The sequence below is a fragment of the Micromonospora sp. NPDC047557 genome, from assembly GCF_043205095.1.
GTDB lineage: Bacteria > Actinomycetota > Actinomycetes > Mycobacteriales > Micromonosporaceae > Micromonospora.
This window is the reverse complement of sequence record NZ_JBIDDK010000001.1, coordinates 310,210-322,805: the sequence shown is the minus strand read 5'-3', so window position 1 is coordinate 322,805 and position 12,596 is coordinate 310,210. Positions and strand designations below refer to the sequence as shown.

The window sequence follows — 12,596 nt, the reverse complement described above, 5'->3', positions numbered from 1 at the left end:
TGACCCGCCGAGCACGGGGTTGTGGTGGGCGACCGCCGCAACCCCGTGCCTCGTCAGCGCAGGTCGGCCGGCAGCAGGGCGAACGTCAGGTCGTCGAGGCGAGCACCCGCCAGGCCGGGCAGGCGACCGCGTAGCAGGGCCTCGCGCTGGAAGCCGACCCGCTCCAGCACGCGATGCGAGGCGGTGTTCTCCGGCACGGTGCCGGCGGTCAGCCGGGCGATACCGGCCAGGCCGAACGCCCAGTCGGCGAGCAGCCGGACCGCCCGGGTGGCATAGCCGTGCCCCCGCCAGCGCGGGAGCAGCGCGTAGCCGATCGACGCCTCACCACTGGTCACCTCGGTGTACGACAGGCCGCAACTGCCCGCCGGCTCGCCGGTGGCCACGTCGACGATCAGCAGCCGGGCGATGTCGCCGGTCAGCCATGCGCTCTCCGCGAGCCGGCAGCGCCGCTCGATCGCCTCGGGCGTCGGTGGCACCGGCGGGGCCTGGTTGGCGACCACCTCCGGCCGGCTGTGCAGCCCGTACATCATCTCCGCGTCGCCCGGCGCGAGGCGGCGCAGCGCCACCACCTGATCGGTGAGCACCCCGTCGGGCAGGTCGGGCAGCAGCCGGGGGGTCGGGCCGGGGGGATCGTCGGCGAGGCGTACCCAGGTCAGCAGATCGTGCCGGCCGCCGTCCCGGCGCTGCCCGGCCGACCGACGCAGGCCCTCGTACCGGAAGCCGGCGGCCAGGGCGACCCGCTGGCTGGCCGCGTTCTCCAGCTCGGTGAGCAGTTCGAGGCGGAGCGTCCCGGCGCCGAAGGCGTGCTCGCTCAACGCGCGGGTCGCGGCCGTGGCCACCCCGCGCCCCCGCGCCGCCGGCCGCAGCCAGTAGCCGATCTCCGCCTGACTCCGGCCGGGCACCGGGTTGCTCAACCCGGCCCCGCCGAGCAGCCGGTCGGTGGCCGGGTCCGCGATGGCGTAGGCGGCGCCGCCGCCGGCCCAGACCGCCGGTGCGCCGGCCTCGACCCACCAGTGGGCGTCCACCTCGGTGTACGGGGCCGGCATGCTGGACACGAACCGCTGGCTGAGCGGGTCCGCGCAGCCCTCGACCAGGTCCGCGATGTCGCTGGCCCGAAACGGCCGGAGCCGCACCCCGTGGGCCTCGACGACCCGCGGTGCCCCGGTCATGCCAGATCCCCGGCGAGCAGCGCGGCCACCCAGGCGTCGACCCGCTCACCCCGGTGCTGGACCCCGCCCCGGGCGGTCCCCTCGAACGTGAAGCCGGCCTTCTCGGCGGCCCGCCGGGAGGCGGTGTTGCCCACGTTCGCCTTCCATTCGATCCGGGCGAGTCCCAGCGTCGTGAAACCCCAGGCGCTCAGCGCGATCAGGGCGGCCGGCAGGTAGCCCCGGCCGCGGGCCGCCGGAGCGGTCATGAAGCCCACGTCCGCGAGCAGCGGGTCGGCGGGGGAGAGCCGCAGGTCCAGAGTGCCGACGTACCTGTCGTCCGGGTCGGCGATCACGAAGCAGCCGGAGTCCCCACGGGCCCACGCGTCCTGGGCGTAGCCCCGGTACCCCTGTGCGTCGGAGCGGTCGTACGGGTCCGGAACTGTGGTCCACCGGATCGTCTCCGGGTCCCGGCAGGTCTGCACCACGGCGTCCAGATCGCGCTCCTCCATCGGCCGCAGCCGCAGCTCAGCGGCCGCCGAGGTGGCGAACAGGGTCGGCTGTGGGCGGCCGAAGACGGCGGCCCGGCGGGCGACCAGGGTGCCGGGGCCGGCCGGCCCGGACGATCCGGGTTCGGGCACCTCGCCGGGCAGCAGCGAGCCGATCCAGCCGTCCGAGCCGCCGTCCGGCGCCGGTTTCGCCAGCCGCAGCCGGCCGTCGATCCGGAACCCGGCCCGGAGGGCGACCAGTCGGGAGGCGTGGTTACCCACCTCGGCCTGCCAGAGCAGCCGGCGCAGCCCCAGCTTCTCGAACGACCAGCGGGCGACCGCCCGGGTGGCCCGGACGGTCACGCCCCGGCCGCGCGCCCACGGGGCCGTCCAGTAGCCGATCTCCCCGGTGCCGGCATCGTCGACGGAGATCAGCCCGCACGAGCCGAGCAGCTCGCCGGTGGCCGCGTCGCAGACCGCGAACGGTGCCCCGGTGCCGTCCGCCCAGGCCCGCTCGCTCAGCTCCGTGACGAAACCGTGGGCGTGTTCGCGAAGGTATGGGCGCGGCACGCTGGTCCAACGCTGAATGTCCCGATCCTGGCAGGCGCGGTGTACGTCGTCGGCGTCCGCCTCCCGCCAGGGTCGCAGCAGCACGCCGGCCTCGACGATCTCCACAGGCTCCACCCGTGCATCGTGCCGGAACGTTCGCCGAAGGCGTAACCGGATTACGTCCCGGGCGCATCCCGTGCGCGAATTATGTCGGGTTCGGCAGGGTGGACCGCCGCCACCAGTGACCATCGCGCCGATGGAGCGCCTACGATGGTTCGAGACTGTCTAGGGGAGCGTTGATCCGTGTCGATTCTGGAAAAGGTCCTTAACGCCGGCGAGGGCCGCATGGTGCGCCGGCTCAAGGCCATCGCCGCCGCCGTCAGCTCGATCGAGGACGACTACGTCAACCTCACCGACGAGGAACTGCGCGGCATGACCGAGCAGTTCCGGGAGCGGCTCGCCGACGGTGAGACCCTCGACGACCTGCTGCCGGAGGCGTTCGCGGTGGCCCGCGAGGCGGCCGCCCGGGTGCTCGGCCAGCGGCCGTACGACGTCCAGGTGATGGGCGGCGCCGCGCTGCACTTCGGCAACATCGCCGAGATGAAGACCGGTGAGGGCAAGACGCTGACCTCGGTCATGGCCGTCTACCTCAACGCGCTCTCCGGCGACGGCGTGCACGTGGTCACCGTCAACGACTACCTCGCCCAGCGCGACGCGGCCTGGATGGGTCGCGTGCACGAGTTCCTCGGGCTGACCGTCGGCGTGGTGCTGCCCAACCGGCCGGCGAGCGAGCACAAGGCCGCCTACGAGTGCGACATCACGTACGGCACCAACAACGAGTTCGGCTTCGACTACCTGCGCGACAACATGGCCTGGTCGAAGGACGAGCTGGTGCAGCGCGGGCACAACTTCGCGGTGGTCGACGAGGTCGACTCCATCCTGATCGACGAGGCACGCACCCCGCTGATCATCTCCGGCCCGGCCGAGCACTCCGCCCGCTGGTACGGCGAGTTCGCCGGCGTCGTGGCCCGGCTCCAGCCCGGCACGGACGGCGAGGGCGACTACGAGGTCGACCACTCCAAGCGCACCATCGCGGTCACCGAGCGCGGCGTCGCCAAGGTCGAGGACCGGCTCGGCATCGACAACCTGTACGAGTCGGTGAACACCCCGCTGGTCGGCTACCTCAACAACGCCATCAAGGCCAAGGAGCTCTACAAGCGCGACAAGGACTACATCGTCAGCGACGGTGAGGTCCTGATCGTCGACGAGTTCACCGGGCGCATCCTGCACGGCCGTCGCTACAACGAGGGCATGCACCAGGCGATCGAGGCCAAGGAGGGGGTGGAGATCAAGCAGGAGAACCAGACCCTGGCCACCATCACCCTCCAGAACTACTTCCGCCTCTACAACAAGCTGTCCGGGATGACCGGTACGGCGCAGACCGAGGCGAGCGAGTTCAACAAGGTCTACAAGGTCGGCGTCGTGACCATTCCGACCCACCGCCCGATGGTTCGCGAGGACCGGCCGGACGTCATCTACAAGACGGAGAAGGCCAAGTTCAACGCCGTCATCGAGGACATCGCCGAGCGGCACCAGATCGGCCAGCCGGTGCTGGTCGGCACCGTCTCGGTGGAAAACTCGGAGATCCTCTCCCAGCTGCTGCGCCGCCGGGGCATCCCGCACAACGTGCTGAACGCCAAGTTCCACGCCCGGGAGGCCGAGATCGTCGCCCAGGCTGGGCGTAAGGGCGCGGTCACCGTGGCCACCAACATGGCCGGCCGCGGCACCGACATCCTGCTCGGCGGCAACCCCGAGTTCCTCGCGGCGAACGAGCTGCGCCAGCGCGGTCTCGACCCGCTGGAGAACGAGGAGGACTACGCCAAGGCGATGGAGGAGGTCCTGCCCACCTGGAAGCAGGCCTGCGACGCCGAGGCCGACGAGGTCGCCGCCGCCGGTGGCCTGTACGTGCTGGGCACCGAGCGGCACGAGTCCCGGCGGATCGATAACCAGCTGCGCGGTCGCGCCGGCCGGCAGGGCGACCCGGGCGAGTCCCGCTTCTACCTGTCCCTGCAGGACGAGCTGATGCGACGCTTCCGGGCCGGCGCGGTCGAGGCGGTGATGGAGCGCTTCAACATCCCGGAGGACGTGCCCATCGAGTCGAAGATGGTCACCCGTCAGATCAAGAGCGCCCAGGCCCAGATCGAGGGTCAGAACGCCGAGATCCGCAAGAACGTTCTGAAGTACGACGAGGTGCTCAACAAGCAGCGCCAGGTCGTCTACGCCGAGCGGCTGCGGGTGCTCAACGGTGAGGACCTCTCCGACCAGGTCCGCAACATGATCGACGACACCGTCGAGGCGTACGTGCGGGGCGCCACCTCCGAGGGCTACGGCGAGGACTGGGACCTCGAGCAGCTCTGGTCCAGCCTCAAGCAGCTCTACCCGGTCGGCGTGACGATCGAGGAGTTGGAGGAGGAGGCCGGCGGTTCCCGGGCCGGCATGGACGCCGACTTCCTGGTCGCCCGCCTCAAGGAGGACGCGAACGCCGCGTACGACCGCCGCGAGGAGCAGCTCGGCACCGAGGGGGTGCGCCAGCTCGAGCGGATGGTGCTGCTCCAGGTGATCGACCGCAAGTGGCGCGAGCACCTCTACGAGATGGACTACCTCCAGGAGGGCATCAACCTCCGGGCGTACGCCCAGCGCGACCCGGTGGTGGAGTACCAGCGCGAGGGCTTCGACATGTTCGCCACCATGATGGAGGGCATCAAGGAGGAGACCGTCGGCTTCCTCTACAACGTGGACGTCCAGGTCACCGAGCCGGAGCCGGCCGCCGACTCGGAAGAGGTCACGTTGCTCGACAAGCCGGTGGAGATCCGGGCCAAGGGTCTCAACCGCTCGCCGCAGCGGCAGGGCCTGCAGTATTCGGCTCCGACCATCGACGGTGAAGCCAGTCCTGGCGCCGTCAGCGTCGAGCAGGAGCAGCAGCAGGCGCCGGCGCTGGGTGTGGGCCGGCCGGTCCAGAGTGCGCCGGCAGCCCCCGGGCGGAGCGCGCCGTCGGCCCCGCAGCGGCCGGCCTCCGGGCTGCGTGGCCCGACGCTTCCGACCGCCGGGTCCCGACGTCCGGTCCCCAACCAGGGCGACGCCGGCAACGGCCCGTCCCGCAACGCGCCGTGCCCGTGTGGCTCGGGCCGCAAGTACAAGCGCTGCCACGGTGCCCCCAACGGCGGCAACTGACCGACCGCACGTCCCGATGGGCCCTGGCCGACGAGGCCGGGGCCCATCGGCGTCTCCACCCCGCATCCCGCCACGTCCGGCCTCCGACTCCCGTGGCCGGGTGGCAGGAGGCGGGATGGAGGGAGTTCAACTCGGCTTCCTGCAAGGTGGGGTGTCAGCGCCAGGTTGATACCGCGCTTTCCTGGAAGTCGAGTCGATCAACGCAGAGCAGGCACCGGGTTGTCAGAGGACGTGCAGGGCCGTGCACAGCCAGCGGCCTCGCCGGTGTTCCAGGCGTAGCGCCATGGCCCAGCTCCGGCCACCGGCGCCGCTCACCACGGCAGCCGCTTCCACTGCGGCTTCCCGAGGCTCGCACACCCGCAGCCGGAGCAGCCGCAGAGCCGGCCGCGTTGCCCGACGGCGAACCGGCCCGGCCCGCCCGGTCGCCCGAGCGAGTTCGGTGAGCAGCTCGACGGCCCGACCCGGGTCGAGCAGCGGGCGTACCTGGGCCGGCGAGCGGTAGCCGTTGACCACCTCCAGGCAGGTGCCGACGAAGCGGTGTGCGGCCCGGGTCGCCTCGGGGGCGGTCGCCGGTGGGAGTGGCGCACCCGGGTGGCTGGCCGGCCGCGAGGGCGTCCGGCGTGGGGCCGCGCGACGCTCCGCCGGCCGGACCGGATCCGGTCGTGTCGAGGCGAACAGGTCGAGGGCGAGCTGGCCGTGGGTCGGCCCCGGCCAGTACGTCTCGTCCGGGTACGGCGGATCGATGGGCGGGACGGGGCGCAGGCGCACAGGTGGCCGGGAGGGACCGGGTCGCCGCTCGCTCATCGCTGCTCCCTTTGATCTTGCGTTTGCCTTCGTTTGCCTCCGACTGACTCGATTCTGCGCGACAGAACGGCCTCGGTCAATGCCTGCGACGGCGGACGCGTCGTCCACGGGCATGATCCACTCGGGTTCGCCGACATCGCGGTATCCCGGCGGGCCGGACAGCCCCATGTCGGCGATACGGAGTGGATCACGCAGGTCGGGGCGGCAGGTGGCACGCGCGTCGGGCGGCGCTGCCCGGACCTACTCCGGATCGCGGTCGATGAGGGGGTTACCGCGTACCCAGTCGGCGGTTTCGGCGTACTTCTGCGCGATGTACTCCTCCAGCCGGGCGCGCTCGACCCGCCACTGACCGCGTCCGCCGATCTTGATCGCCGGCAGTTCCCCGCTGCGGACCATGTGGTAGACCTGCGAGTCCGACACGTTCAGCTCGGCGGCCACGTCGGAGAGCAGCAGGAACCTCGGCTCCACGGAAACTCCCGGGGTTGACGTCGTTTGCATCAGTTTGCCATCGGTAGGGCTCACCGCCCAGCATCCCCGGCCCGGCGGCGGGCCAACCAGCGCCGGACACACCGGCGGGAAACTTCCACCGGCCGGAGCCGGGGTGTATGACGGTCACGGCGTGCGGCATGATCTGCGCCCGTGCCGGCTGCCGCCGGCACAGGACCGAGCGGGGAGACGACCGGTGACCGACGAGCTTGTCCGGGTGTACGTGCCGGCGACCGTACCCATGCTGGCCCGCCTGCGCGAGCAGGGGCTGACCGCCGACCGGGCGCACGCGGTGACGCCCGCGCTGCGCGAGTGGTACGCCGAGGGTGACGAGGAGGAGTTGGAGTACGTCGCGTTCACCCGGGCCGCCCAGGACGCGCTGCACCTGCTCAGGGCCGATCCGGCCGCGCCCCGCCGCCGCGTGGTCGTCTCGGTGGACCTGCCGCCCGCCGCGCTCGGCCGTGGCGATGGTGAGCTGGGATCCAGCATGGTGACGTTGGCCGACACCGTGCCGGTGGGCGCCGTCGCGGCGATCCACGTGGACGGCGCGGACGCCGTCGAGGAGGTCGCCGCCGCGGCCGACGTCGTGGCCGAGGCCGCTGCCGGCGACCCGGACGCCCAGTTCACCGTCGACGGGGCCGAGGATCACGAGCTGGAGTGGTACGACGTGACGGAGCTGGACCTGCTGCTGCGCGCCACCGACTGAGCCGGCAGCGAGCAGGCCAGCCGGCAGCGGTCAGCGGGCCGGGTCGGCCCGAGCCGGGTCGACGTCGACGGCGTCGAGACCGGTCGTGTCCGCCTCGTCCTCGCCAGTGCCAGTGCCGGCGTCGGTCTCGTTCTCGGCTGCCGGCGGCGTGGTGCCGGGATCGTCGACCACGGCCGGGTCGTCGTCGGTGTGCGCCGGGCCGAGCGTGCGGCCGAACGCGATGAGCGCGGTCAGCGCCCCGACGAAGAGCATCCAGATGCCGTTGTCGACCCGCGAGGTGCCCAGTGAGGTCTGCGCCACCGCGTCCGCCTCGCTGAGCGCGCTGGCCAGGTCCAGCAGCGACCGGCCGCCGATCCGGATGATCACCTCGGCGAGCAGCAGGAGCAGGCCCGGCCCGGCGCCGGCGAGCAGGTACGCCGGCCAGCGCAGCGCGGGCGTCTGCGGATCGCGCCGCAGGGCTCGCCGTCGCGCCCAGGTGAGGTAGCCGAAGGCGAGCAGCCCGGCCAGCAGGCCGGCGATGAGCGACTCGGTGCGCGACACCCACTTGGCCGCGTCGACAAGCGACTGCTGGGTGTCGCCCGCGCCGAAGAGGTCGAACAGTGGGTCCCGGGCACGGCTGAACGCCACCACGAAGACCAGCGCGCCCAGCGCGGCGGTCACCACCGCGCCGACCGCCGGGGCCGTTCGCGCGCCGGCGATCGCCCCGCCGATGATCGCGGCGGCCGCCGTGGTCCCGGCGATCACGTTGGTGGTTGAGGTGTCGAAGTAGGTGAGGTTGATCGCCAGCGCGGCGATCAGCCCGACCAGCATGCCCGCGCCGATCGCGCCGACGAAGCGCAGGGTTGCCCCGTCGCCGTACCGCCGGGTCAGCAGGTTGCCCCCGGCCAGGGCGGTGGCGGCCCCGGCCACCAGCGCAGCCGAGATCACACCGGGCAGGGCGAACGCGGAGAGGCTGATCGCGGTGATGCCGGCCGCCGCCGAGGTGATGGCCTCCCGGGTCGACCAGAGCATGGCGGCCAGCCAGCCGAGCGCCAGCAGCGCGAGCACGGCCGCGCCGGGCGCGGACACCGGTCGGCCGCCGGGGGAGGCCGCGTCGACTGCCGGCTGGTTCGACTCCGCGGCTGGGACGCGGCCGGGCTGCTTGGTCATCGTCTCCCCTTCGAGGTGCCAGGTCACCGACCATTCAGGGTACGCGGACCGCCGCGACCCCCACCGAACGCGCCACACCCGACGGGTACGCGCCAGCGACGTACCGCCGAAGGAAACGCAACGGGCCCACGGACCGCGACCAACGTCGGGGCTGGGGCGAGCGTCCCCGGCGGAGGGATCAAGCCTGACCGCCCGGAGCCGGGGACGCTCGCCCCAGCCCCACCACCGCGACCGGTAAGGGGAGGAGGGCCAGCCGGTCCTTCGCTATCCAGAGACGGTGGCGGCGGGGCCAGCACCTTCGCGTGAAACAATCGCGGGAGGTCCCGCCGCTGCTCGGCCACCCCGCGCGGCGTCCGGCGTCCGGCCGTCCGGTCGGTGCCCGCGGGTCCGGTTTCGCCACCGCTGTCGAGATCGCCAGGAGCCTTGATGGATGCCGTGTTCTCCGTTCCCGAGCCGCGCAACGAGCCGGTTCGCAACTACGAGCCGGGCAGCGGAGACCGGGATCGGCTCCAGCGGCGGCTGACCGAGCTGGCCGCCGAGCGCATCGACCTGCCGATGACCATCGGCGGCGAGCAGCGGATGGCGGCCGGCGACCCGATCAACGTGGTGCAGCCGCACAAGCACGCCCACGTGCTCGGCGTGACCGCACACGCCACCCACGACGACGCACGGGCCGCGATCAAGGCAGCCAAGGACGCCGCCCCGATGTGGCGGGCGCTGCCGTTCGAGGAGCGCGCCGCGATCTTCCTGCGCGCCGCCGAGCTGCTCGCCGGCCCTTGGCGGGACACCCTCAACGCCGCCACCATGCTCGGCCAGTCGAAGACCGCGATCCAGGCGGAGATCGACGCCGCCTGCGAGTTCATCGACTTCCTCCGGTTCAACGTGCACTTCGCCCGCCGCCTGCTCGAGGAGCAGCCCGCGTCCTCGCCGGGCGTCTGGAACCGCTTCGACCACCGCCCGCTGGAGGGCTTCGTCTACGCGGTCACCCCGTTCAACTTCACGGCCATCGCCGGCAACCTGCCGTCGGCGCCGGCGCTGCTGGGCAACACGGTGATCTGGAAGCCGGGCCCCACCCAGCAGTTCGCCGCGCACTTCACCATGCGGCTGTTCGAGGCCGCCGGCCTGCCGCCCGGCGTGATCAACATGGTCACCGGTCGGGGCGAGGAGGTCTCCGACGTGGTGCTCGCCGACCCGGATCTGGCCGGCATCCACTTCACCGGCTCGACCAAGGTCTTCCAGCAGTTGTGGCGGACCGTCGGCGACAACATCTCCCGCTACCGGGGCTACCCGCGGCTGGTGGGCGAGACCGGTGGCAAGGACTTCGTGGTCGCGCACACCAGCGCCGACGTGGACGCCCTGCACACCGCGCTGATCCGCGGCGCGTACGAGTACCAGGGCCAGAAGTGCTCGGCCGCCTCGCGGGCGTACGTGCCGCGCTCGCTCTGGGAGGGTGGCCTGCGGGACCGCCTGGCCGCCACCGCCGACTCCCTGACCTACGGCGACGTCACCAACTTCAGCAACTTCGGCGGCGCGGTGATCGACGACAAGGCGTTCGCCCGGCACACCGCGGCGCTCGAGTTGATCGCGGGTGACGACACCTGCCGGGTGCTCGCCGGCGGCACGGCCGACGACTCGGTCGGATACTTCGTCCGGCCGACGCTCTTCGAGTGCTCCGACGCCGCCCACGAGACGTTCACCACCGAGTACTTCGGGCCGATCCTGGGCGTGCACGTGTTCGATGACGCGCGCTTCGACGAGGTGGTCACGCAGGCCGAGTCGATCGCCCCGTACGCGCTGACGGGGTCGGTGTTCGCCACCGACCGCCGGGTGATCGACGCGGTCGGCGAGCGCATGCGCTACGCGGCCGGCAATTTCTACATCAACGACAAGCCGACCGGCGCGGTGGTCGGGCAGCAGCCGTTCGGCGGTGCCCGGGCCAGTGGCACCAACGACAAGGCGGGCTCCTGGCTCAACCTCGTGCGCTGGGTGTCGCCGCGGACGATCAAGGAGACCTTCGTGCCGCCGACCGACCACACGTACCCCCACATGGGCTGACCTGCGGCGACCCGCTGGCGGCGTGCGCAGCGCCGCCAGCGGTCGGCCGAGGGGCCGCAATCCATCGATAGTCCTCAACGGACAGTCTGCCGCCGACAGTGCACATAGGAAGTCCTGTCGGGTGGCAAACTGCCAAATCCTGGACGCCGGCAGCGCAAAGTGGCAGCGTAACGGCCATGGCGGAATCCGGAGTCAACCCCACGGCGGCGGCCCTGCTCGGGCTGCTCCACGAGGGTCCCATGACAGGCGGCCAGTTGATGGCCGCCGCAGAGCGCCGGCTGGCGCCCTACTGGTCGATGACCCGCAGTCAGGTCTACCGCGAGTTGCCGGTGCTGGCCGAGCGGGGATACGTGCGGCTCGGCAAGCCGGGCCCACGAATGAGCCAGCCGTACGCGCTGACCGCAAGCGGGAAACGGACATTTTCCCGCTGGCTGGCAGAGAACCCGGGGCGGGACACCATCCGCAACCCGATCGCGCTCCGGATGGCCTTCGGCAACCTGCACTCGTCCAGCCAGCTCAAGAGCCTGTACGCCTCGGCCAACGAATACCACACCGAGGCCCTCGCTCAGGTACGCGAACAGGTCAAGAACGCCAAACGGGACGGCGAGACGTACGACGCCAGCGCGCTGGAGTTCGCCGTCGCCTACCACCGGGCGGCCCTGTCGTGGCTGAAGTCCGCCCCCGTCGGGTGATCTCCGGCGGGTTCGCCGACACGGAACGAGCTGTGCTGCTCCCGGCACAGTACGCTTGTCTGTCGTGACCGCTGCCGATTACGCCGAACAGCTCAAGGAACTCGACGCGACCCTGCGCAACATCGAGGCCGTCCTCAATCTGGACCGGCTGCACGAGGACAAGGCCCGCCTGGAGCAGGAGGCGTCCGCCCCTGACCTGTGGGACGACCAGGCCAAGGCGCAGCAGGTGACCTCGCAGCTGTCGTACGTCAACGGCGAGATCAGCAAGCTGGGCAGTCTGCGCTCCCAGCTCGACGACGCCCGGGTGCTGCTGGAGTTGGCCGAGGCCGAGTCCGACCCGGGCGTGCTGACCGAGGTCGAGACGGAGATCACCGGCCTGACCAAATCCATCCAGGAGATGGAGGTCCGCACCCTGCTGTCCGGCGAGTACGACTCCCGGGAGGCGCTGGTCGCCATCCGGGCCGGCGCGGGTGGCGTCGACGCGGCGGACTTCGCCGAGATGCTGCTGCGGATGTACCTGCGCTGGGCCGAGCGGCACGGCTACCCGACCGAGGTCTACGAGACCTCGTACGCCGAGGAGGCGGGCCTGAAGTCGGCCACCTTCGCGGTCAAGGTGCCCTACGCGTACGGCACGCTCAGCGTCGAGTCGGGCACCCATCGGCTGGTCCGGATCAGCCCGTTCGACAACCAGGGTCGCCGGCAGACCAGCTTCGCGGGCGTGGAGGTGCTGCCGGTGACCGAGCAGACCGACCACATCGACATCCCGGAGAACGAGGTACGCGTCGACGTCTACCGTTCCTCCGGCCCGGGTGGGCAGAGCGTCAACACCACCGACTCGGCGGTCCGGCTCACCCACATCCCGACCGGCATCGTGGTGACCTGCCAGAACGAGAAGTCCCAGCTGCAGAACAAGGCCTCCGCGCTGCGGGTGCTCCAGGCCCGGCTGCTGGAGCGCAAGCGCCAGGAGGAGCAGGCCAAGCTGGAGGGCCTCAAGGAGAACGCGGCCGGTTCGTGGGGCGACCAGATGCGCTCCTACGTCCTGCACCCGTATCAGATGGTGAAGGATCTCCGAACCGAGCAGGAGACCGGCAATCCGAGCGCGGTCTTCGACGGCGAGTTGGACGGTTTCATCGAGGCCGGCATCCGTTGGCGTAAGCAGCGGCAGCTCGCCGGCGACGGTGCGTGACGACTCGCGGGCGGAGCGCTTCGTCGATCTCCAGGTGAGGGCCTGATTCGACGACGCGCGCCGCTTCTGCGGGGCGTGGGGCTTGGCTCAGTTGTTACACCGCGT

General features: G+C 71.7%; 10 protein-coding genes. 5 read left to right on the top strand and 5 right to left on the bottom strand.

Going from position 1 to position 12,596, the window contains the following annotated elements; genetic code table 11:
- Nucleotides 1-53 precede the first annotated feature (53 nt).
- Both ACGGAQ_RS01435 and ACGGAQ_RS01430 read right to left on the bottom strand, forming a co-directional pair.
- On the bottom strand, nt 54-1,169 hold the full coding sequence (locus tag ACGGAQ_RS01435) for a GNAT family N-acetyltransferase (protein WP_393043566.1): 1,116 nt from the start codon (nt 1,167-1,169) through the stop codon (nt 54-56).
- Nucleotides 1,166-2,317 carry a GNAT family N-acetyltransferase gene (locus ACGGAQ_RS01430; protein WP_393043564.1) on the bottom strand — a complete coding sequence of 384 codons (1,152 nt, stop codon included), beginning with the start codon at nt 2,315-2,317 and terminating at the stop codon, nt 1,166-1,168. The genes ACGGAQ_RS01435 and ACGGAQ_RS01430 overlap by 4 nt, the downstream gene beginning before the upstream one ends.
- Before the next feature lie 168 nt (nt 2,318-2,485).
- Between ACGGAQ_RS01430 and secA the strand changes: the two genes are divergently transcribed.
- Nucleotides 2,486-5,413: a preprotein translocase subunit SecA gene (secA, locus tag ACGGAQ_RS01425; protein WP_393043562.1), complete on the top strand. Its 2,928-nt coding sequence runs from the start codon at nt 2,486-2,488 to the stop codon at nt 5,411-5,413.
- A gap of 222 nt (nt 5,414-5,635) precedes the next feature.
- On the opposite strand, the gene ACGGAQ_RS01420 is transcribed toward secA, so the two are convergent.
- Together ACGGAQ_RS01420 and ACGGAQ_RS01415 are read right to left on the bottom strand one after the other, a co-directional pair.
- On the bottom strand, nt 5,636-6,217 hold the full coding sequence (locus ACGGAQ_RS01420) for an Rv3235 family protein (RefSeq protein WP_393043560.1): 582 nt from the start codon (nt 6,215-6,217) through the stop codon (nt 5,636-5,638).
- Between the two features lie 240 nt (nt 6,218-6,457).
- Nucleotides 6,458-6,715: a helix-turn-helix transcriptional regulator gene (locus ACGGAQ_RS01415; protein ID WP_393043558.1), complete on the bottom strand. Its 258-nt coding sequence runs from the start codon at nt 6,713-6,715 to the stop codon at nt 6,458-6,460.
- 184 nt (nt 6,716-6,899) lie between these two features.
- On the opposite strand from ACGGAQ_RS01415, the gene ACGGAQ_RS01410 reads away from it, so the two are divergent.
- Entirely contained in the window at nt 6,900-7,409 is a 510-nt protein-coding gene (locus ACGGAQ_RS01410) for a DUF6912 family protein (protein WP_393043556.1), read from the top strand.
- A gap of 30 nt (nt 7,410-7,439) precedes the next feature.
- On the opposite strand, the gene ACGGAQ_RS01405 is transcribed toward ACGGAQ_RS01410, so the two are convergent.
- Nucleotides 7,440-8,558, bottom strand: a complete 1,119-nt coding sequence (locus ACGGAQ_RS01405) for a hypothetical protein (protein WP_393043554.1) — start codon at nt 8,556-8,558, stop codon at nt 7,440-7,442.
- A gap of 426 nt (nt 8,559-8,984) precedes the next feature.
- On the opposite strand from ACGGAQ_RS01405, the gene pruA reads away from it, so the two are divergent.
- The 3 genes from pruA (at nt 8,985) to prfB (ending at nt 12,491) form a co-directional block, all read left to right on the top strand.
- Nucleotides 8,985-10,613, top strand: coding sequence for an L-glutamate gamma-semialdehyde dehydrogenase (gene pruA / locus ACGGAQ_RS01400; RefSeq protein ID WP_393043552.1), 1,629 nt, complete (start codon nt 8,985-8,987; stop codon nt 10,611-10,613).
- A gap of 176 nt (nt 10,614-10,789) precedes the next feature.
- On the top strand, nt 10,790-11,305 hold the full coding sequence (locus tag ACGGAQ_RS01395) for a PadR family transcriptional regulator (protein WP_007455856.1): 516 nt from the start codon (nt 10,790-10,792) through the stop codon (nt 11,303-11,305).
- A 64-nt stretch (nt 11,306-11,369) separates the two neighbouring features.
- Nucleotides 11,370-12,491: a peptide chain release factor 2 gene (gene prfB, locus ACGGAQ_RS01390; protein ID WP_354859069.1), complete on the top strand. Its 1,122-nt coding sequence runs from the start codon at nt 11,370-11,372 to the stop codon at nt 12,489-12,491.
- Nucleotides 12,492-12,596 lie beyond the last annotated feature (105 nt).

Coding starts and splice junctions, on each gene's coding strand:
- ACGGAQ_RS01435 (WP_393043566.1), bottom strand. CDS start 1,169: ATGACCGGGGCACCGCGGGTCGTCGAGGCCCACGGGGTGCGGCTCCGG.
- ACGGAQ_RS01420 (WP_393043560.1), bottom strand. CDS start 6,217: ATGAGCGAGCGGCGACCCGGTCCCTCCCGGCCACCTGTGCGCCTGCGC.
- ACGGAQ_RS01415 (WP_393043558.1), bottom strand. CDS start 6,715: ATGCAAACGACGTCAACCCCGGGAGTTTCCGTGGAGCCGAGGTTCCTG.
- ACGGAQ_RS01405 (WP_393043554.1), bottom strand. CDS start 8,558: ATGACCAAGCAGCCCGGCCGCGTCCCAGCCGCGGAGTCGAACCAGCCG.
- pruA (WP_393043552.1), top strand. CDS start 8,985: ATGGATGCCGTGTTCTCCGTTCCCGAGCCGCGCAACGAGCCGGTTCGC.
- ACGGAQ_RS01395 (WP_007455856.1), top strand. CDS start 10,790: ATGGCGGAATCCGGAGTCAACCCCACGGCGGCGGCCCTGCTCGGGCTG.